The sequence below is a fragment of the Ferruginibacter sp. SUN002 genome, assembly GCF_050611725.1.
GTDB lineage: Bacteria > Bacteroidota > Bacteroidia > Chitinophagales > Chitinophagaceae > Ferruginibacter.
In genome coordinates, this window is sequence record NZ_JBODJB010000001.1 from 2,141,149 (window position 1) to 2,162,609 (window position 21,461).

At 34.5% G+C, this 21,461-nt stretch carries 11 protein-coding genes; 9 read left to right on the plus strand and 2 right to left on the minus strand.

What is annotated here, in order from left to right:
* Positions 1-409: 409 nt before the first annotated feature.
* Positions 410-2,149: a PKD domain-containing protein gene (locus ACQ33O_RS09655; protein WP_430995368.1), complete on the minus strand. Its 1,740-nt coding sequence runs from the start codon at positions 2,147-2,149 to the stop codon at positions 410-412.
* A gap of 652 nt (positions 2,150-2,801) precedes the next feature.
* On the opposite strand from ACQ33O_RS09655, the gene ACQ33O_RS09660 reads away from it, so the two are divergent.
* Positions 2,802-3,503: a HupE/UreJ family protein gene (locus ACQ33O_RS09660; protein ID WP_430995369.1), complete on the plus strand. Its 702-nt coding sequence runs from the start codon at positions 2,802-2,804 to the stop codon at positions 3,501-3,503.
* 302 nt (positions 3,504-3,805) lie between these two features.
* Here ACQ33O_RS09660 and ACQ33O_RS09665 read toward each other — a convergent pair whose 3' ends face one another.
* Positions 3,806-4,579, minus strand: coding sequence for an NUDIX hydrolase (locus ACQ33O_RS09665; protein WP_430995370.1), 774 nt, complete (start codon positions 4,577-4,579; stop codon positions 3,806-3,808).
* Between the two features lie 472 nt (positions 4,580-5,051).
* On the opposite strand from ACQ33O_RS09665, the gene ACQ33O_RS09670 reads away from it, so the two are divergent.
* From ACQ33O_RS09670 to ACQ33O_RS09705, 8 genes are all read left to right on the plus strand, one after another.
* On the plus strand, positions 5,052-8,168 hold the full coding sequence (locus ACQ33O_RS09670; RefSeq protein ID WP_430995371.1) for a glycoside hydrolase family 2 TIM barrel-domain containing protein: 3,117 nt from the start codon (positions 5,052-5,054) through the stop codon (positions 8,166-8,168).
* Positions 8,169-8,201: 33 nt separating this feature from the next.
* Positions 8,202-11,060, plus strand: a complete 2,859-nt coding sequence (locus ACQ33O_RS09675; protein ID WP_430995372.1) for a hypothetical protein — start codon at positions 8,202-8,204, stop codon at positions 11,058-11,060.
* Positions 11,061-11,143: 83 nt separating this feature from the next.
* Positions 11,144-11,974, plus strand: coding sequence for a glycoside hydrolase family 16 protein (locus ACQ33O_RS09680; protein WP_430995373.1), 831 nt, complete (start codon positions 11,144-11,146; stop codon positions 11,972-11,974).
* A 157-nt stretch (positions 11,975-12,131) separates the two neighbouring features.
* Positions 12,132-15,566, plus strand: a complete 3,435-nt coding sequence (locus tag ACQ33O_RS09685) for a hypothetical protein (RefSeq protein WP_430995374.1) — start codon at positions 12,132-12,134, stop codon at positions 15,564-15,566.
* A gap of 14 nt (positions 15,567-15,580) precedes the next feature.
* Positions 15,581-17,071 carry a glycoside hydrolase family 30 protein gene (locus ACQ33O_RS09690; RefSeq protein ID WP_430995375.1) on the plus strand — a complete coding sequence of 497 codons (1,491 nt, stop codon included), beginning with the start codon at positions 15,581-15,583 and terminating at the stop codon, positions 17,069-17,071.
* A 27-nt stretch (positions 17,072-17,098) separates the two neighbouring features.
* On the plus strand, positions 17,099-19,477 hold the full coding sequence (locus ACQ33O_RS09695; RefSeq protein ID WP_430995376.1) for an MFS transporter: 2,379 nt from the start codon (positions 17,099-17,101) through the stop codon (positions 19,475-19,477).
* A 4-nt stretch (positions 19,478-19,481) separates the two neighbouring features.
* Positions 19,482-20,378, plus strand: coding sequence for a glycosyl hydrolase family 17 protein (locus tag ACQ33O_RS09700; RefSeq protein ID WP_430995377.1), 897 nt, complete (start codon positions 19,482-19,484; stop codon positions 20,376-20,378).
* Complete coding sequence (locus ACQ33O_RS09705) at positions 20,379-21,308, plus strand: glycosyl hydrolase family 17 protein (protein ID WP_430995378.1); 930 nt, start codon at positions 20,379-20,381, stop codon at positions 21,306-21,308.
* Positions 21,309-21,461 lie beyond the last annotated feature (153 nt).

A 21,461-nucleotide genomic window follows, 5' to 3' on the forward strand; every position in this document is an offset into this window, starting at 1 on the left:
GTATCATTTTTCTTGTCATATTGTATTCCATCGGGAAATATCAAATACTGCAGTTGTTGTTTATTAGTATAGTCTGCAGAAGACCAAAATTGTTGCAGGTTTTCAGAGAGGTACAGACTCTTTTGAATGGCTTTTTTCAGGTTCGAACTAATTTTGTCATGGCTGTCAATTTCATTCTGCAAATGCTGTATATCAGCTGTATATTTTTTTACTAAATTTTTCAAATAACTCCAATAGTATTAGAATATTTTGTATAAACTGTCATTTATTTATCTAAAAGCCTTTTTAGCATTTTTCTAGGTGTTTGTTCCTTTACATTTAGGGCCTTTATTCTATTTTTATGCAGCCATGAATAACGTCATTAAAAAAGGGCTTACAAAGTACATCATTATTACTTCTACCTACTTACTTAATTAATTAAAGTTATGTTCCCATTTAAATCAATCTCACTATTGTTATTACAAATCACCTGCATTGTGTAAACGAAGGTGTCAGTATTTAATTTACTTCCTTTGTAAGTTCCATTCCACGCCGCAGATGGGTCATTTGCATTAAAATTATTTTTTTCAAAAATAATTTCTCCCCAGCGATTAAAGATGCGTAATTTTTTTATTTTATACAAACCGCTTCCTCTAGGATAAAACAAATCATTTACGCCATCATTGTTTGGAGAAAAAACGTTTGGCATGAATACATTACTTCCATTACATGTTACAAAAACAGTTACATCATCTGACGCCTTGCATCCCCCTTCATTTTTCACTTCAATAGTGTATGTTGTTGTTTCTTTTGGCATAACCGTTAAATCCGGTAGATCATTGTTACTACTTATTACAAAAGTTTTTGGAGACCAGTTAACTTCCGTTACATCTTTAGAAATTGAAGGTTGGATCATCAAACGCTGACCGATATTAATTGTTTTGTTTTCACCTGCATTTGCTCTTGGTATAGGGTACACTGTTAGTTTTACATAACCGGTATCTTTAAAGCAGCCTACTTCATCGGTACCAATTACCCGGTAAATGGTTGTGCTATCCGGTTTTGCATTTGGTGTTGCTATTCCGGTGTTGTTCAAGCCGGAAGAGGGAGACCATTGGTAACTGCTAGCTCCCGATGCAATTATATTTTTTGATTCTCCAAAACATAACTTAGCAGGTGGAGAAATTGTTATTTTGAATGGCTGCTTCACCTGTACAGTAACAGAGCTACTGTCTTTACATCCATAAGAATTTTCCCCGCTATACTTGTATGTTGTAGAACTCAGAGGGTTTGCAATTACAGTTTTACAAGTATCACAATTTAACCCGGTGGCTGGTTGCCAACTGTATTTTTCTGCACCACCTGTCGTTAAACTAATATTCTCCCCTTTACACAACAAAGTGTCTTTTAATGCCAGTAAGGATGGTACAGGGTACACTTCAATAGTATGATGTATAGATTTGGAACAACCGTTTATATTCATTACAGTAAGGTTAACTGTATAGGTGCCTGCATCTTTGTATAATTGTTTGGGAGGATTAGCTGCATCATAATGTTTACCATTTCCCATATCCCAATGCCATTGTATAAATGGTGCTCCGGCTTCGTCTTCTACAGAATAAAAAGTAGTGCTAAATGGCGCACAACCTTTACTTATACCCGCTATATTTATGTTTGAAGAGGGCACTACTTTTACAGGTTCTTTTGAACGATAATACCCACTGCAACCAAGGCTGGTAGTTATTGTTAAGGATGGATAAAAGAGTCCTGGAGATTTATACTGATGTAATGGATCTTTTTTATCTGAATTTTCACCATCTCCAAAATCCCAATGGTAAGTTGGGTTTTTATCATTTGTATATGACGTGTTTGTAAATTGAATGTCGCTGCCGGCGCATATTGCATTATCGGGAAATATAAATGCTGATGTTGCGAACACATTTGTTATAGAATCTTTACCTAATATAGGTACTCTGCAACCTATTGTGTCTACCAATATCATTTTTGGAAGAAATTTTCCGGAATCCTTGTAAACATAATTTATTGCAGAATCATTTCCCGTAAGGATATTCCCATCATTGAAATCCCACAAATAAGAACGAGCATCCAATGAATGAACCTGAAAATTAACGGAGTATGGTTTACATTGTCTTAAAGGATCATAAGTCATACCGGCTTCTTTAATTGTAAATCCGATACTTGTCTTTGGTATACATAACTCTTATGTTAAGAAATTTGTAATGGTATTAGATAATTAATAAATAATGTTTTGGCAAAGCTATGTTCTAGTAATAGAAGCAACATTGATTCTTTTTTCAATTCACGGTGCCGAAATAGTAGGTGATTTTAATCTGTTTGTTTTTTAAGAAAAATTTTTATGCTGAAAAAAATATTATTAATGTAGGCCTTAGATCTGTTTTGAAAAATTTTTGGACGAAGCAAAATTAAAATTAAAATAATGGCTACCGCAACTGCAAAACTTGAATATGATTGATTTTTAGCTAAAAATTTAATGATTGAATCAGAATGCATTTTAAAGAAGTGCGTTGGTTAATATATTAATTTCAATAGAGTTGTAGTTATATATTTAAAAGGCCTAAAAAAGGAGAGGTATTCTGAGGTGTAATCAAACGCCACAATTCAATAAGTTGATTTTAATCATTTTGATAGTTGATTAAAATCACATAAACACAACATCTAGGTTGAGACTCGTAATATTTTTAAAGATTCGTTGTTCTTTTGGGAGCATAATTTGATTCTTTGCATATAACCAAAATCCCTAAAAACTTTTTTACGTAGTAAGATTTAAATGCCAATTGACTATGAATTCTTTTATTGCAAGCAAAAACAACAAATGGGCCTATATAACAAAAGTCTTAGGTTTATTATTAATTTCTGTACTCTTGATCCAAATTTTGTGTTCAAATATATCTTTTACTGAATTGACTCAAATCTCTAAACCCAGTACATCTTTCGCCTATGTACAATTAGGTGTTACAAGTTTTAATACTTTGGCACTGGGGTATTTAATTTTTGTATTGAGCCTGTTTCTATTTGGTTCGAAACAAGAATTTGTAATGAAACAGCTGATTGCTTATTCAGTAGCACACATTATTACTTTATGGCTAGGTGCTTTAGATGTTATTAATGTATCAGCTTATGTAATGAAGGCGTTAGTTTTGCTAACTACAATTTATATTGCAGGAGAAAACATCATAGCTTTCAAGTTAAAAAATCTTCGTGTAATAGTAGTTTTCACTTGTGGATTGATTCATGGCTTAGCTATGTCTGCTAATTTAAAGGAAGTGAGTTTTGGAAAAAGTACTTTTCCAACAAAACCTTTATTGATGTTCAATTTAGGAATAGAACTTGCAATTGCTTGTTTTGCAATCCCGGCTTTCATACTATTTGTAAAATTTGCTGCAGGCAAATCTCACACCAAAGTTTTTTTGAATATTATTTCCGGAAGTTTGATTGCTTATGCTGCTTACTTAACTGTACAACAACTATTTATTTCTAACTAATAATTGGTCAGGACTAGAATAAAGGAAATATTTATCTGCTATAGCTACCGAAAGACAGCAATAAAAAATATCAAAGATGAGAAATATTAATATTTAAATAGGTTTGTAATAGAAATCACTAAAATGCTTTAGAATAATAAGTTTTATCAATCACTGAAAAAAGTATATGCAGAATGACATGCATGACATGTTCAATGGTATAAATGGGGGCGGTAAAAAAAGCGGCCCTTTTTTGTGCCCATATAATTGAATATAGATAAGAGTTTCTGAGCTTTCCTTTATATTACAAAATAGTATTCTTTCTACCATCCATCATTCAAGCCTTCATTGAGTGCCTGATGATATTTTTTTAGATTAAAAGAATACAGATAAGGTGATTTATGTGGCACACCTTTTTTTGTTTCTGACAATCGTTCGAGTATTTGAAAACCTAGAAGTTTACGCTGAAAATTTCTTCTGTCTAATTTTTTATCAAGAATAGTTTCATACAATTTCTGTAGCTCTGGCATAGTAAACTTTTCCGGCAATAAATTATGTCCTATTGGTTGATAATTTAATTGTATCCGCAGCGTATCGAGAGCTTTGTCAACAATTTTCCTGTGATCTAAAATTAATGAAGGCATCTCATGAATATCCCACCATTCACATTTTTCAGATATGGTGTCATATACGGGATTTACTTTTGAGAATTCTACCAATGCATAATATCCAATGGTAACAAATCTTTGTAAGATCCAGTGATCTTCGTTTACATTTATACCATCTTTTTTTAAATCTTGAAGATGAAATTCTTTTTCAGAACGTTTAGGTTCACCAAAAATTTGAAATTGTTGTAGAAAGATTTCATTTAAACCTGTTCTTTCTTTCAATACCCGATATGCAGCAGCATCAACAGGTTCATCTTTGTATATAAAACCGCCGGGAAGTGCCCACATGTTTAGATGCCGATGTTTAAGCAATAATACTTTTAGCAGATTTTCGTGAAATCCAAAAATTACACAATCCACTGATAACGAGGGAAGAAATCCTTGTTCACCTGAATTTAATAATTCTCCAATTATTTTATTTCTTTCCATAAAAACCCTTAAGAATAAATTATTTCAATCAAAAAAAATAAAAAGTTTTGACAATTTGAAAAAAAGATTTATCATTGTGTCATAAAGACGCAATGAATTATTTTTTCATTGTTCCCTTTAAAACGATTTGCATGAGATTGCTTGGCCAAATATTCAATCCATTGGTATCTATTAAAATTATTTATTAATTGTTTCATGTTTCGAAACAAAAACTAATTATTTACTGTTTAGTTCTTCGTGTAGTGCGAATATTAAAACAGTATTTGGATGATAAATATTGATAGCTACAATTAGAAAGACGATTGAAATGCCGGGTATATTTCTCACCGACCCCTTATAAAAGCCAATAATAAACAAGGATATTTTTTAAAACGAACACGGATTTTGTGCAAAGAGATTAGCCAAAAAATCACTCAATGTAATAATTGATATAGGGATACTAGATTTTAATAAACAACTAAATACACAACTTATGAGAAAGTCTGTTTTTGCTTTTGTTTTGGTTTTATTAACTACTGCAATATCGGCACAGGTAAACAAAGTGTACGTAAAAAATGGTACAGAAGGGACAAGGCTGTCTGTAAATGGCAGCGATTTCTTCATCAAAGGTATGAACTGGGATTATTTCCCAATCGGGACTAACTATACGTATAGTTTGTGGAAACAGCCGGAGGATGTAATAAGAGCAGCACTCGATTATGAGATGCCACTACTAAAGAATTTGGGTGTGAATACCATTCGCCAATATGTTGGCGTTCCATCTAAATGGATAAAATACATTTATGAAAACTACGGAATCTATACCGTGCTGAATCATTCTTTTGGTCGGTACGGACTTACATTGAAAGGAGCGTGGGTGCCCAATACTGATTATTCCAATCCTTTGACGAAAGAACTTCTTTTAAAAGAAGTAAAAGATATGGTTAGTCAATACAAAAACACACCGGGACTATTAATGTTTTTGTTAGGAAATGAAAATAATTATGGGCTTTTTTGGCGAGGAGCGGAAACAGAAAATGTTCCAATGCAAGACAGAAAATCTACCATTGGAGCAAAATATTTATATAAGTTGTTTAATGAGGCTGCACTTGAGATCAAGGGTATTGATCAATCACACCCTGTTGCCATTTGTAATGGTGATCTTTTGTTCTTAGATATTATAGCAAAAGAATGTACCGATATAGATGTACTCGGTATTAATATATACAGAGGGTTATCTTTTGGTGATGCATATACCAGGGTGAAAAATGAATTTGGTAAGCCTGTTGTACTAACCGAGTTTGGCGCAGATGCATATAGTACTTTTTCTAACAGCGAAGATCAGGAGTCTCAGGCAAAATATTTAGTTAACAACTGGAAAGAAATATATGCCAATGCCGCAGGTATGGGCAAAGCAGATAACAGCATTGGTGGTTTCACTTTTCAGTTTAGCGATGGCTGGTGGAAAACCGGCCAAACAACCAATTTAGATGAACATGATGCAGATGCTTCTTGGTCAAATGGTGGTTATCTCAATGATTATAAAGCCGGCGAAAACAATATGAATGAAGAATGGTTTGGCATTTGTGCTAAAGGAGAAACGAATGAAAGAGGCACTTATCAATTGTTTCCTCGTGCTGCTTATTATGCATTGAAAGAAGTACATCATTTTAACCCATATAACAATAATGCACAAACGCAATTAAACAGCATTGATAATATCCAAATAGCTGATGCAGCACTAATGGCTCGTGGAGATAAAGCGGCATTGGAAACTGAAGGCAAAGGAAAGCTTTACCTAAGCAACCTGCAAGCTAACTTCAGCACTTATAGCACGGGTGGTAGTTTAATTTCAACACCAACAGAAGATGATCCTGCTACCAGCAGTTATCCAAATAAGTTAGGCTTCGATCATATGCAATCGTTTAACATTGGTATTACAGCAAAGCCTGCTCCTAATATGACCGCTAACATACAGTTCAATGTACTCGGTAATGTAGCAGAGAATCCTATTGATGAAGTGTTTTATGAAAATAGAGGAAGAAAAATTACAGTAAATACACCTACAGGAACACAACAAATAAATTCAAATAACAGAATCCAATTATACAAGGCTAGTTATGGTTGGGATGCAAAATTATTTAAGCTTACCGGTTTTTACAGAACGGGCCATTATCATTGGGGATATGAAGGTGATTTCTTTGGCTTATATCCGGAAGCTAATTATGGCCCTAACATTGACATATATAACGGCGAAGCTCCGTTTGGTTTTGAAATTGAGGGCAAAAAAGCCATCAAAGGATTAAAGTTGGCTTTTGGTCCTGAATTATGGTGGGGTGCAAACCCGGCTATCATGGCGAAATATAGTCGTAAAATAGCCAAGTTCAATATAACAGGAATGTTTCATGAAGATATAACTCAACGTAGCGGCTTGCAAAGTTCTTTTGCAGTACCAACACCAAAAACAAGAAAAGCTGCTTTGAGTGTTTCAAGAAAATTTGAAAAATTTGGATTTGATATTGGTGGTCTATGGGCCGGTCAGCCACTTAATGGTAGAGACTTTCAACTAATGAGAGAAGGAAAAGTTTATCAGGATAAGATAAAAGCTGAAGACAATTTTGGCGGTAAAATAAAACTAACCTACACCGGTGGAAATATTAACTGGTATGGTTTGGCTAGTTATATGGGCCTTGTGGCCAACGGTGGTGTTGATCAAACTAAAACATTTACCGGATGGCGTTTGAAAGATATTGGCAGCGGCAATATGTACAATGTGTTGAGTGGCTTTACCGTGAATGTAGGTAAGCTGCAAATAGCACCTAATTTTTTATACCAAAAACCTATAGAAGGTCCTATACCTGCGGATGTACTGGCACCGGGCAGACCAAGAAATGTTTTGGATGATCCATTTTCCGTTCGCAGCAACAGAGAAACAGTAGCCGGCGAATTGTTACTTACCTACGACCCTACACCTGGTACCTGGATGTATGACTGGGATAACGATAGGGCTGAAGATGCAAAATTTGCAATTAGTGCAGACTTTGTTTATCGTCATTTACCAACTACACAAGATGCAGCAATTGGTATTTCAGCAAATGGAAGAACAACATTTGTTTTTCCAGGTGCTGCACCTGCCGAGGATTTGTGGGAAGCTAATACCCGTATCGTGTCTAAGCTAAACCCAAACTTCGGTATTATTGGCAATCTTTATGTTGGTAATGGTCAAGCTAACGGTAGTGATAAACGCACTATTAACCGATATGGTTTTGATCTCCGCACTATCTATAAAAAAACTAAGTTGGTTGCCATTGGTAAATTCAATGATTGGGGACCTTTTGATTATCACCGAGATTTTAACCTTACGTTTCCTGTGCAGTTGATTGCTGATATATCTACCGAGATTGGAAAACCGGATTGGTTTATGATGCCTGGAACTAAAATAGGTATTAGAGGCACCTACAGAACACTGGACAAATATTCTCCTCGTTATTCACCAATCAAAACCATTGATGCCGCAGGCAATTGGGTGCCCGACCCGAATGCGATTGGCTTCCCTAATGGTAATGAGTGGGAAATTCGGACTTACATTCAAATCAATATTGGTAAATAAATCTGCTTGCTAAAAAATTTTAATAAAATTTATATGAAAAAGAATCACTCACTTTACACAATTTGCAGCTTCTTATTAGTTGCGGTAGTAATAATCGGAATCAGTTGTAAAAAGCGGGATGTTGGAGAATTGCAACCAACAATTTTTCCCACCACTGCCGAAGTTTTTATTGATGATTTTACAAGTGACCTGGCCTATTCTGCTTTTGGTGGATCTGATGTAAAGGCATTTCAGGTAGATAAAGATGTAGCCTATAACGGCACGAATGCTTCTATGCGTTTTGCTGTTCCTGATGCAAACAGCCCACAAGGATCTTATGCAGGTGGGGTATTCTACAGCAAAACAGGTCGCAATTTATCCGGTTACAACGTACTTTCTTTTTATATAAAAGCATCTCAACCAGCTACAATAGAAATATGCGGTTTAGGGAACGATCTGGGACAATCAAAATATCAGGTTTCTAAAAGTGGGGTTGCTGTGAATACAAATTGGAAAAAAGTTTACATACCTATTCCAGACGCATCAAAACTTACACAAGAAAAAGGATTGTTTTACTATTCTACAGGTCCGGAAAATGGAAAAGGATATACTTTTTGGATTGATGAAGTAAAGTTTGAAAAGTTGGAAACAATAGCTTATTCGGCCGCTACTATTTTAAATGGAGTTGATAAAGAGCAAATATCTGCTATAGGTATTGCTAGTGCTTTGAGTGGATTTTCTGCTTCTTACAATTTGCCGGACGGTATAAATGAAACAATAAATATTTCTCCTTATTATTTACAATTTTTGTCTTCAGATCCTTCAGTAGCAACGGTTAACGAAACAGGAGTTGTTAATACAACAGGAGGGGGGACTTCAAAAATTACTGCAATGTTAGGTACACTAACTGCAAAAGGAAGTCTTACTATAAAGTCTTCTGGTGTATATGTAGGAGCACCTTTACCTACCAAAGCTGCTACTGATGTAATTTCTATTTTTAGTGATGCGTATACAAATGTAAAAGTAGATTATTACAATGGGTACTGGGCACCTTATCAAACTACATTATCTGCCGATTTTGAAATAGGTGGAGATCATGTTTTAAACTATTCAAATTTTAATTTTGTAGGAACTCAAATTTCATCTCCAAGTATAGATGTTTCTTCAAAAAGTTTTTTACATCTTGATATTTTTATACCAGGTACTTTAACACCCGGCGCTAATTTTAAAGTAAAAGTGTTAGATTTTGGAGCTGATGGAGTTGCAGGTGGCAGCGATGATGTGAGTGGCGAAGTTAGTTTTACTGCACCTACTTTAGTAGGGAATGGTTGGACAAGTTTGGACATACCTTTTACGAGTTTACCTACACTTACAACCAAAGGTCATATCGGTCAAATTATTTATGAAGGTGCTAATATTTCTAACTTCTTTGCTGATAATATTTACTTCTGGAGCAATCCGGCAACACCTTTAACAGCTGCTCCAACACCAACAACTCCGGCGGCAAATGTTATTTCAATATTTAGCGATGCATACACAAATGTGGCAGGAACCGACTTCAACCCTAATTGGGGACAAGTTACGGCTGTAAGCCAATTGCCAATTGCCGGCAACAATACCCTTAAATATGCAGGGTTAAATTATCAGGGTACACAATTTGGAAGCAATCAAAATCTTTCTGCCTACGGCTCATTGCATATTGATTATTATGCAACCAATTCAACCAGTCTAAAACTTTCGTTGATAAGCCCGGGTAAAGAAACGCCTTATACACTTAATGTACCTACAAGTGGTTCATGGACAAGTGCAGATATTCCATTGTCCGCATTTGCATCAATTGTTGATTTAACCAATGTAATTCAAATAAAGATCGAAGGCAATGGAGATGTCTTTATCGACAATATTTATTTTTGGAAATTTCCAGCAACACCTCCAACAGCAGCACCTACACCTACCCGTGATGCAGCAAAAGTAATTTCTATTTTTAGTGGTGCTTATACAAATGTGGCAGGTACTGATTTCAATCCTAATTGGGGACAAGCTACAGCTGTAAGTCAATTATCAATTGCGGGGAATAACACACTTAAGTATGCAGGATTAAATTATCAGGGAACACAATTCGGCAGCAATCAAAATGTTTCTACTTACGATGTATTTCATATAGATTATTACACAGCTAATTCAACCAGTTTAAAACTATTTCTTATTAGCCCAGGTAAAGAAACGCCTTATACGCTTAATGTACCTACAGGTGGTGTATGGACAAGCGTAGATATTCCATTGTCGGCATTTTCTTCAGTTGTTGATTTAACCAATGTATTTCAAATAAAAATTGAAGGCAATGGAGACATCTATATTGATAATCTTTATTTCTATAAGTCCGGATCAGGTGGTGGAGGAGGAGCATTCGATATTACTAAAACAATTGATTTTGAGCCCGCTGGTTTTGGTGCCGGTTGGACATGGAATGTTTTCGAAAACGGATCAAATCCGCCTCTGGCGTTTGTAGCAAATCCGAATGCTTCTGGAATAAATACATCTTCACAAGTCGCTAAATTCTCTGCACGCCAAGCAGGTCAGCCTTATGCAGGTGTTGAAGTGGCACATGGTCAAATGGGAATTACCTGGAATCTTTCAGCTACAAATTCCAAAATTAGAATTATGGTTTACAAAACTAAAATAAGTGATGTAGGTATTAAGTTAGCAAACACTACTGGTGGTGCACAATCAGAAATTAAAGTGGCTAATACTTTAGTTAATACTTGGGAAGAATTAACATTTGATTTTAGTTCTCGAATTGGAAATGGATTGGACGGATCTACAAATATTGATCAAATTATAGTGTTTCCTGATTTTGTTGCAAGAGGAGCTGATGACGTGATATATTTTGATAACATAAGATTCGGTAATTAAAAACTTAAATTATTTCAGCAAAGCATGTTTGTTTATTGCATATGCTTTGCTGAATTTTTAATCAATTATTAAAAAAAAATATTATGAAAAAGTTTAAAAAATATATTGGTTTATCAACTACATTTTTGTTCGGGCTACTAATGCTTCTTTCAAGCTGTAAAAAAGAAGCCAAACAAACTTTGCCTGAGAGAAATTGGGAATTAACTTGGTCAGATGAGTTTGACGGAACTTCGGGATCTTCACCAAGCAATACAAATTGGTCATTTGATATTGGCGCAGGTGGATGGGGAAATTCCGAATTAGAATATTACACAGATCGGAGCCAAAATGTTTCTCTTGATGGAGATGGACATTTGGTTATTACCGCAAGGCAGGAATCTTTTTCCGGCGCAGGATTTACATCCGGTAGAATTAAAACAAAAGGTTTGTTTGATCAAACTTATGGACGATTTGAAGCCAGAATAAAAACTCCTTATGGACCGGGAATATGGCCGGCATTTTGGATGCTGGGCGCCAATATTGATGCTGAGCCTTGGCCGCAATGTGGCGAAATTGATATAATGGAACAACGTGGTCAGCTGCCACATATAAATAATGGCAGTGTGCATGGCCCGGGGTATTCTGGTGGTAATGCTATTACCAAGCCTTACGGATTATTGAATGGTCGGTTCGATACAGATTATCACATTTATGCGATTGAATGGGGAGAAGGGTACATAGATTATTTTGTTGACGACTTTTTGTACCAACGTATAACACCTGAAAGTGTAACAGGCCAATGGGTGTACGATCATCCTTTTTATATTATCCTGAATGTGGCAGTTGGTGGCAACTTTGTTGGCTTTCCTACAACCGGTACACCATTTCCACAATCCATGTATGTTGATTATGTAAAAGTTTACAAACAGAAATAAGTGTTGATCTTGCGATAAAATAAATTTTTATCTGCATCAAATACTTCTTAATAGATATTAATGGAAAATTGAAATATTTATTTGCTTCAATGCTTTATAAAGTTTTGAAAAAAATAATGTTTTTGTAATGTATTATTAACCGTTACTAACAGTTATAATGAAAATGGCGTTAGATGAAAAAGTAAAACTTGATTCGGTAGAAATTAATAATGAGTTTTTTTACAAAATATCCAATGTGGATGCAATGCGTCCTTTCTTTATGAGCATTGTAAGCGATTCTAATCATTGGATGTTTATTTCCAGCAACGGAGGATTAACAGCCGGAAGAAAAAATTCAGATTATTCCCTTTTTCCATATTACACCGATGATAAAATAACTGAATCTGCAGAGATTACAGGAAGTAAATCTATTTTTAAAATCATTAAAAATAATAACACTTTTATTTGGGAACCTTTTTCAGAAAGATTTTTTGGATTGTATGATATCACAAGAAATCTCTATAAAAATTCTTTCGGTAACAAAATTATTTTTGAAGAAATTAATCACGATTTACAATTAGTTTTTAAATATCAATGGAGTTTTAGTAATGCTTATGGTTTTGTGAAAACTTCAACATTAATCAATTTATCTACCGAAAATCAAATTCTAACAATTTTGGATGGAATCCAAAATATTGTTCCTTACGGTGTTGGAAGCGATTTGCAAAATAAAGTGAGCAACCTTGCGGATGCTTATAAAAAAAGTGAATTAGTAAAGGAAACAGGGGTAGGAATTTTTGCATTAAGTGCCATTATTGTAGATAAGGCCGAGCCAAGTGAAGCATTGAAAGCGAATGTTGTTTTTTCTTTAGGGATAGATCACCCGAAATATTTGTTATCGTCTTTGCAATTAAAAAATTTTAGAGCAAAAAAAAATCTGGTTGAAGAAGAAGATATTAAAGGCGAAAAAGGAGCTTATTTTATTTGTAGTGAAATAGAACTTATTGCCAATGCCGAAAAAAAATGGATGATCGTTGCTAATGTTAATCAAACAAACACTACTATCCATCAGCTTTCAGCAACAATTAAAACAAATAAAGATTTTGCAAAAATCATTCAGGATGATATTGATTTGGGCACTAAGCATCTGATTGAACTAAATGCTTCTGCGGATGCTTTGCAATACACAGCTGATGATCGTAAAGATGCCCGTCATTTTTCCAATACCCTTTTCAATATAATGCGTGGGGGGATTTTCGATTATAATTATCAAATTGAAAAGCAGGATTTTGTACAATATCTGGTAAAAGCAAATTCAGCTGTTTTTACAAAAAATAAAAATGTTATCGACAAACTTTCTGAAACATTTTCTTTGTTCGAACTAAAAAATAATTTAAAAAAATCGGATGACAAAGATTTTATCCGTCTTTCTACAGAATATTTACCATTAAAATTCAGCAGAAGACATGGAGACCCTTCCCGTCCCTGGAATCAGTTTTCTATCAATACTAGAAGCGAAGTAGATGGTTCTAAGATTCTGGATTATGAGGGGAACTGGAGAGATATTTTTCAGAATTGGGAAGTACTAGCTCACTCTTATCCGGAGTTTATTGAAGGAATGATCTTTAAATTCCTGAATGCTTCAACTTTTGATGGCTATAATCCTTATAGAGTAACGAAAGGTGGGTTCGATTGGGAAACCATTGAGCCCGACGATCCCTGGTCGTACATCGGATATTGGGGTGATCATCAAGTTATTTATTTGCTGAAGTTTTTAGAATTTATTGAACATCACCAACCAAATGCATTGAATCATTTGTTTGAAAAAGATGAGTTTGTTTATGCCAATGTTCCTTACAAAATAAAATCTTACGAAGAAATATTAAAGAATCCAAAAGACACGATTGTTTTTGATGAAGAGTTAGATAAAGAGATCCGTAAAAAAGTAAGTGAAAATGGTGCAGATGGAGCTTTGCTTACAAACCAAAGTAATGAGATTTATCACGTCAATTTTATCGAAAAAATATTGGCAATAGTGTTGGCGAAATTGTCCAATTTTATTCCGGAAGGGGGTATTTGGATGAACACACAGCGTCCTGAGTGGAATGATGCTAACAATGCTTTGGTAGGGAATGGCGTTTCTATGGTAACGCTATATTATTTGAGAAGATTTCTACATTTCTTAAAAAATATTGTAGAAAATGCAGATTTGGAACGGGTAGAAATTTCTACAGAATTGTCAGATTTTTTTTCCGAGATCAACGATACTTTCCAGCAAAACCAATCGGTTTTATCAGGGAAAATCAGCGATGAAACCAGAAAAAAAGTTTTAGATGGTTTAGGGAAATCTGGAAGTAATTTTCGAGATACCATTTATAAGATCGGATTTTCGGGCAATAAATCATCTGTTACATTAAAAGAACTTTTACATTTTATTGAAACCGCTAATCAATTTTTAGAACACTCCATTAAAGCCAATAAAAGAAACGACGGCTTATATCATGCATATAATTTGATGACAATAGAAAAGGAAGGTGTTTCAGTTTCTTATCTCAGCGAAATGTTAGAAGGTCAGGTTGCGGTGCTGAGTTCCGGGTATCTTTCTGCGTCAGCATCTTTACAGGTGTTGGATGCATTGAGAAACAGCAGCCTTTATCGGGAAGATCAATACAGCTATATACTTTACCCAAATAAAAATTTGCCTAAATTTTTAGAAAAAAATAATATCCCACATGAGGCAGTTTCGAAATCTGAACTGTTGCAACAATTAATTACAGAAGGTAATACTCAAATCATTGAGAAAGACATTCACGGAAATTATCATTTCAATGGGAATTTTAGAAATGCGAATGATGTAAAAGAGGCACTTCAAAAATTACGTAATCATTATCAGGGTGTAACAAAAAATGAGTCCGAAAAATTAGTAGAAATTTTTGAACAGGTCTTCAATCATAAAGAATTTACAGGCAGATCGATGACCTTCTATGGTTACGAAGGGTTAGGGTCTATTTATTGGCATATGGTTTCTAAATTATTGCTTGCAACACAGGAAACTTGCCTGAGAGCAATCAAAGAAAAAGCGGATGCAAGAATTATAAATCGTTTGATAGCACATTATTACGAAATAAATAAAGGAATTGGTGTCCACAAATCTCCTGAATTGTATGGCGCATTTCCTACAGATCCTTATTCACATACGCCTTTTGGAAAAGGAGCACAACAGCCTGGAATGACGGGACAAGTGAAAGAAGATATTTTAGCTCGTTTTGGAGAGTTAGGTGTTTTTATAGAGGATGGCAAGCTTTATTTTAAACCTGCAATGCTGAAAAAATCAGAGTTTTTATCTGAAACCAAGACGATACATTTTGTAGATATTTTTACCAAACAACAAACAATTGTTTTAGAAAAAGAATCACTCTTTTTTACTTATTGCCAAATTCCTATTATTTATAAAATTTCTGAAAAAGAAGGGTTAGAAATAAGTTTTAATGATGGCAGAAAAGAGGCTCTGGGTACTTTAAGTTTAGATGAGAAAATGAGTAAATCGATATTTGAAAGAAGAGGCCAGGTAACAATAATTAAAGTTTTTGTTAAGGAAGAAAAATTGCTATAAATCAATTCAAAGAAATGAAAATTCAAAAACTTCTATTTCTAATATTAGTATTAAGTATGATTTTAAATGCTCAAGCTCAAAAAAAAAGTTTGAATGTTGAAGTGTTTGAAACTTCTGCAAGCGGTAATAAATTAACAAAAATTGATCCGATAGCTACTTCTAAAAACAGTATTAAAATAAAAATCAATCCCAAAAGAATGTATCAAACCATTACGGGTTTTGGAGGTGCGTTCACAGAATCTTCAGCTTATTTAATAAATAAACTCAGCAAAGAAAATCGCAATAAAATTTTAGAAGCGTATTTTGGAGAAACCGGTGCAAAATATTCTTTAACCAGAACGCATATTAATTCCTGCGATTTTTCACAGAAACAATATGCTTACGCAATGGTTGATGGAGATAAAAATTTGGAACATTTTTCTATCGAAGAAGATAAAAAAAATAATCTTATTCCAATGATTTTAGAAGCCCAAAAAATTTCAAAAGAAGGTTTTAAAATAATTGCGTCCCCATGGACAGCGCCTCCTTGGATGAAAGACAACAAACACTGGGTAGGAGGAAAATTATTGCCCGAATACAATGATACGTGGGCATTGTATTTTTCAAAATATTTGGATGCGTATAAAAAAGAAGGCATCAATATTTGGGGAATTACTGTAGAAAATGAACCCAATGGAAACGGTAACAATTGGGAGAGTATGATTTTTTCGCCAAAAGAAATGACCGATTTTGTTCAACATCATTTAGGCCCAAAATTGGAAACAGATGGTAATGGGGATGTGAAAATTTTGGGCTACGACCAAAATCGAGCAGGCTTAAAAGAATGGGTTGACGAAATGTATAGAGATGAGAAATCTTCTAAATATTATGCAGGAACCGCTATTCATTGGTATGAAAGTACTTACGAGGTTTTTCCTGAAGCACTGCAATATGCACACCATAAATCACCCAATAAATATTTAATTCAAACCGAAGCATGCGTAGATTCGGATGTGCCAAAATGGAAAGACGATAATTGGTATTGGATCAAAGAAGCTACAGATTGGGGTTGGGATTGGGCAAGTGAAAAAGAAAAATATCTTCATCCCAAATATGCACCTGTAAATCGCTATGCATCTGATATTATTGGGTGCCTGAATAATTGGGTAGATGGTTGGGTAGACTGGAATATGATTTTAGATAAACAAGGCGGTCCTAATTGGTTTAAAAACTGGTGTGTTGCTCCTGTAATTGTAGATACCGAAAACGACGAAGTTTATTTAACGCCTTTGTATTATGTAATGTCACATTTCAGTAGGTATATAAGGCCAGGCGCTATACGTATCGGTGTTGAGATTGCATATAATGATATTCAGACAACAGCAGTTAAAAATCCTGATGGATCAATTGTAGTGATAGTTTTTAATCCTACTGAAACAAAAAAAGAACTGGAAATAAATATTAATAAGAAAAAGAAAAGCGTATCAATAAGTGCAAAAGCATTACAAACGATCATTTTACAATAATTCATTCATTAATCCTCAATACAACGTATGGCTAACAATATAACTGGCACTAGAGTAAAAGTTCCTATGGGACAAAAAGTTGCTTTTGGATTAGGAATGCTGGCAAACCAAATGTTTCCGGCAATGATTGGGATTTTTACAGTTGTATTGGTAGAAAAACTAGGCTTTAGTGGACTGTTACTTGGACTAACCTATTTTATCCCAAAATTTTACGATGCTTTATTTGATTTGATAATGGGGTACGTAAGTGATAATACTAAATCGAAATGGGGCAGAAGAAGACAATATGTATTAGCAGGTGCCATTATTTTAGGAATTTCATTTGCATTAATGTGGCAATTATATGTTGAAAATGGTGTTACCTACAATTTTATTTACTTTTTAGTTATTTCACTAATTTTTTATTCAGGGCTTACCATATTTAGTATTCCTTATGTAGCAATGGGTTACGAAATGAGTGATGATTTTCATGAACGAACAAATATTATGGCCACCTCTCAACTCATTGGTCAATTAGCTTGGGTTGTTGCACCTTGGTTTTGGGTAATTATGGCAGATCAATCCTTGTTTTCGTCCAGTGACGTTGCAGTTAGAACCTTGTCTGTGTATGTTGCCATTGGTTGTGCAATTTTAGCGGCTATTCCGGCATTTTTTATTCCAAGTAAATCTACACTAAACGAAAACTACAGTCCTATTGATTTTAAAGGAATCCTGAATAGTTTTGGAGAAATTAAAGAGGGATTAAAAGCTTCGATAGAAATTAAACCTTTCAGAAAAATTTGTATTGCAACTTTTTTAATTTTTAATGCTTTTCAAACAACAGCCGGCTTTTCTTACTTTATTATCAAATATTATTTGTTCAAAGGAAATGAAGAAGGGTTTGGATTATGGCCTACATTATTTGGAAGTATAGGTGCAATTATTACCACCATTGCGGTAATTCCTGTCGTTGCAAGAATGTCCAAAGTAATGGGTAAAAAGAAAGCATTTTTGGTTTCTCAAGGTATTTCAATAGTGGGTTACATTTTACTTTTTTTACTTTTTGTTCCTGGTAAACCCTATCTTTTTCTCTTTGCTCTCCCTTTCTTTTCTTTTGGCATTGGAAGCTTGTTTACCTTAATGATGTCGATGACATCTGATGTAATTGATATTGATGAGTTAAATACTGGAAAAAGAAGAGAAGGAAGTTTGGGCGCTATCTATTGGTGGATGGTAAAGTTTGGAACGGCTGTGGCAGGATTGTTAAGTGGCTTAATTCTTTCCCTGGTAGCTTTTAAATCTAACGCGGCTACACAAACAGATGAAACAATGTTTTGGTTAAGAATTTTCTTTGTGGGAATTCCAATACTAGGTACATTGACTGCTATTTGGGCAATGAAAGATTATGATGTTGATGAAACCAAAGCATTAGAAGTAAGATATCTTATCGCTAAAAGGAAAGCACCAAAACCTTCAGGTTATGGCGTAAGTAGTGTATTTGCTGGGTTAGACTTGAAAGGATTATCGAAGTTGAAATTATTAGAAAAATTTCCCACGTATATAAATGCTGGTATTGATTTTGAGGATTTACATACAAGTGATTTAAAACAAAAATTTACTGACACTTTTAATAAAAAAATGCACGGTATTTGTTTTAGCGCATTTACCGAAAATCAAAATCCCGGCGATATTATTAGTGAAGAACAAATTGTAAAAAGATTAAAAGTGCTGGTAGATCATACCCAATGGATACGTGTGTTTTCATGTACCAATGGGCATGAAAATATACCGAAAATAGCCAAAGAGATGGGCTTTAAAGTGCTAATGGGTGCATGGATTGGTAAGGATAATGCTGAAAATGAAAGAGAAATACAATCGCTTATTAAGCTACTACATGAAGGACATGTAGATATGGCTACCGTAGGAAATGAAGTGCTGTTTAGACAAGACCAAACCGTAGATACTTTGATTGCTTATATAAACAAAGTGAAAAATAATGCCAACGGTGTGCCGGTATCGTATGTTGGTATTTATACTGAGTTTATTGAGAATCCAAAACTAGTAGAAGCAAGTAACAAAATACTCATCAATTGTTATCCGTTTTGGGAAGGAGCAAACATAGAGCATGCTTCGGTATACTTGCAAGAAATGTATAGTAAAACAAAAGCCATTGCCAATGGAAAAGAAGTGATTATAACTGAAACCGGATGGCCAAGTAGCGGTCAAGTAGTGGGTGAAGCTGTACCGTCGGATGAAAATCAAATGATTTATTTTATTGAGGCACAAACATGGGCCACACAATCAAATGTAAGTCTATTCTACTTTTCATCGTTCGACGAATCGTGGAAGATACATGCCGAGGGCTGGGCAGGCACCTCATGGGGCATTTGGGATAAAAGCGAAAAATTAAAATTTATAAATAATTAGCGATATGTCATACAGAAAAGAAAATTATTTAACCATAACGACTTCTGATACTCAAAATTATGTAGCAGGTAAGTCGGCTATTGAAATTTCTAATTTGTTTTCAGAAATTTTAAACAAAGGTGTTCATGGTTTTTGTTTTAGTTTGTATGAGGAAGGGCAAAAACCAGGTGACATTATTTCTAAAGAGCAGGTAAGAAGAAGAATGAAAATTCTACAACCACACACAAAATGGATCCGCTCTTTTTCTTGTACCGAAGGAAATGAACATATACCAATTGTAGCAAAAGAATTAGGTATAAAAACGCTTGTTGGTGCCTGGTTAGGAAACGACCCCGAGGTGAATGAAAGGGAAATAAGTGGGTTGATACAATTAGCTAAAGAAGGTTATGTAGATATTGCTGCTGTAGGCAATGAGGTAATGTATCGCAAAGATTTAACCGAGGAAGAATTATTAGCATTTATTTATCGGGTGAAAAAAGAAATTCCTGATATTACTGTTGGATATGTAGATGCATATTATGAATTTTCTCACCGTCCAAAAATTACCGAAGCATGCGATGTAATTTTATGTAATTGCTATCCGTTTTGGGAAGGGTGCCCTTTCGAAAATTCGTTGGATTATATGCGGCAGATGTATCATCAGGCATTAGCAGCCGGTAATGGAAAAAAAGTAATCATTACTGAAACCGGATGGCCTAGCAAAGGCGAAAATTTAAAGGGGGCATATCCATCTGAAGAAAGTGCTTTACAGTATTTTATTAATACACAACTTTGGTGTACTGAAGACCAAATTGAATCCTTCTATTTTTCTTCTTTTGATGAGTCTTGGAAAACCGGACCGGAAGGGGAAGTTGGAGCATATTGGGGCATTTGGGATAAAAACGAAAAACTAAAATATTAAATGAATTTTTTTGAAAAATTTAAGACGAATCCAGCAAATGCAATATGCTATTCTGGTTTTAGAGAGGGGCAAAAACCCGGAGGCGTTTATCCAACTTATGAAGAAATAAAGGAAGATTTATTAATTCTTCAAAATAATTGGAAATACCTCCGTCTGTATGATTGTGACGAGCATGGTGATACTGTAATAGCAGTAATTAAAAATGAAAATCTTGATTTCAAAGTAATGATGGGTGCCTATATTGGTGCAGAGATGAATAATTTTGGTTGTCCTTGGGGTGGCGGAGTTTTTTCTGAAGAGCAGCTAGAGCTCAATAGAAAAAAAAATTTCTCCAATATCCAGAAGCTGATCGATCTGGCAAATAAATACCCTGAAATAATTTTTTCGCTTTCCGTAGGTAATGAAGCCTGTGTAGATTGGACAGACCATTACGTGCCGGTAGAAAGAGTGGTAGAATATGTTAAAATCGTAAAGGAAAAGACAAAACAACCTGTTACATTCTGTGAGAACTATGTGCCCTGGTTGCATAAATTACAGCCCTTAGCTGAAGTTGTCGATTTTATTTCTATCCATACGTATCCGGTTTGGGAGTATAAACACATTCACGAATCTTTAGAGTACACCAAACATAATTTTTACGCAGTAGCAGAAAAATATCCCAACAAGCCTGTGATAATAACCGAAGCAGGCTGGTCAACAAATTCTAACGGTAGAGGTATAAATCCTGAAATTGTTAATGAAGAAAATCAAAAAATATATTACGATGATCTTATGGAGTGGACCAATGCTGAAAATATTTTAACCTTTGTTTTTGAAGCTTTTGATGAAGACTGGAAAGGTTCACCTGAACCAATGGAACCTGAAAAACATTGGGGCTTATACAAAATAAACAGAACTCCAAAATTAGTAATGCAGAAAAAAATGGCTTAAGAATGGTTTGAATGGCGTTTTCTTTAAAATACATGAATCAAAGAATTGCTATATTCTTTATCCTCTTGAATTTGAAGGGATGCAAATCATTGAAATAAATTTATATCTAAATTATACTCGACGCTAATATAATCCCATTTCTAGTAAACTTGG

Bases quoted from the DNA above. Each gene is read 5' to 3' on its own strand.
- ACQ33O_RS09655 (WP_430995368.1), bottom strand. From the start codon at position 2,149: ATGACTTATGATCCTTTAAGACAATGTAAACCATACTCCGTTAATTTT.
- ACQ33O_RS09660 (WP_430995369.1), top strand. From the start codon at position 2,802: ATGAATTCTTTTATTGCAAGCAAAAACAACAAATGGGCCTATATAACA.
- ACQ33O_RS09665 (WP_430995370.1), bottom strand. From the start codon at position 4,579: ATGGAAAGAAATAAAATAATTGGAGAATTATTAAATTCAGGTGAACAA.
- ACQ33O_RS09670 (WP_430995371.1), top strand. From the start codon at position 5,052: ATGAGAAAGTCTGTTTTTGCTTTTGTTTTGGTTTTATTAACTACTGCA.
- ACQ33O_RS09675 (WP_430995372.1), top strand. From the start codon at position 8,202: ATGAAAAAGAATCACTCACTTTACACAATTTGCAGCTTCTTATTAGTT.
- ACQ33O_RS09680 (WP_430995373.1), top strand. From the start codon at position 11,144: ATGAAAAAGTTTAAAAAATATATTGGTTTATCAACTACATTTTTGTTC.
- ACQ33O_RS09685 (WP_430995374.1), top strand. From the start codon at position 12,132: ATGAAAATGGCGTTAGATGAAAAAGTAAAACTTGATTCGGTAGAAATT.
- ACQ33O_RS09690 (WP_430995375.1), top strand. From the start codon at position 15,581: ATGAAAATTCAAAAACTTCTATTTCTAATATTAGTATTAAGTATGATT.
- ACQ33O_RS09695 (WP_430995376.1), top strand. From the start codon at position 17,099: ATGGCTAACAATATAACTGGCACTAGAGTAAAAGTTCCTATGGGACAA.
- ACQ33O_RS09700 (WP_430995377.1), top strand. From the start codon at position 19,482: ATGTCATACAGAAAAGAAAATTATTTAACCATAACGACTTCTGATACT.
- ACQ33O_RS09705 (WP_430995378.1), top strand. From the start codon at position 20,379: ATGAATTTTTTTGAAAAATTTAAGACGAATCCAGCAAATGCAATATGC.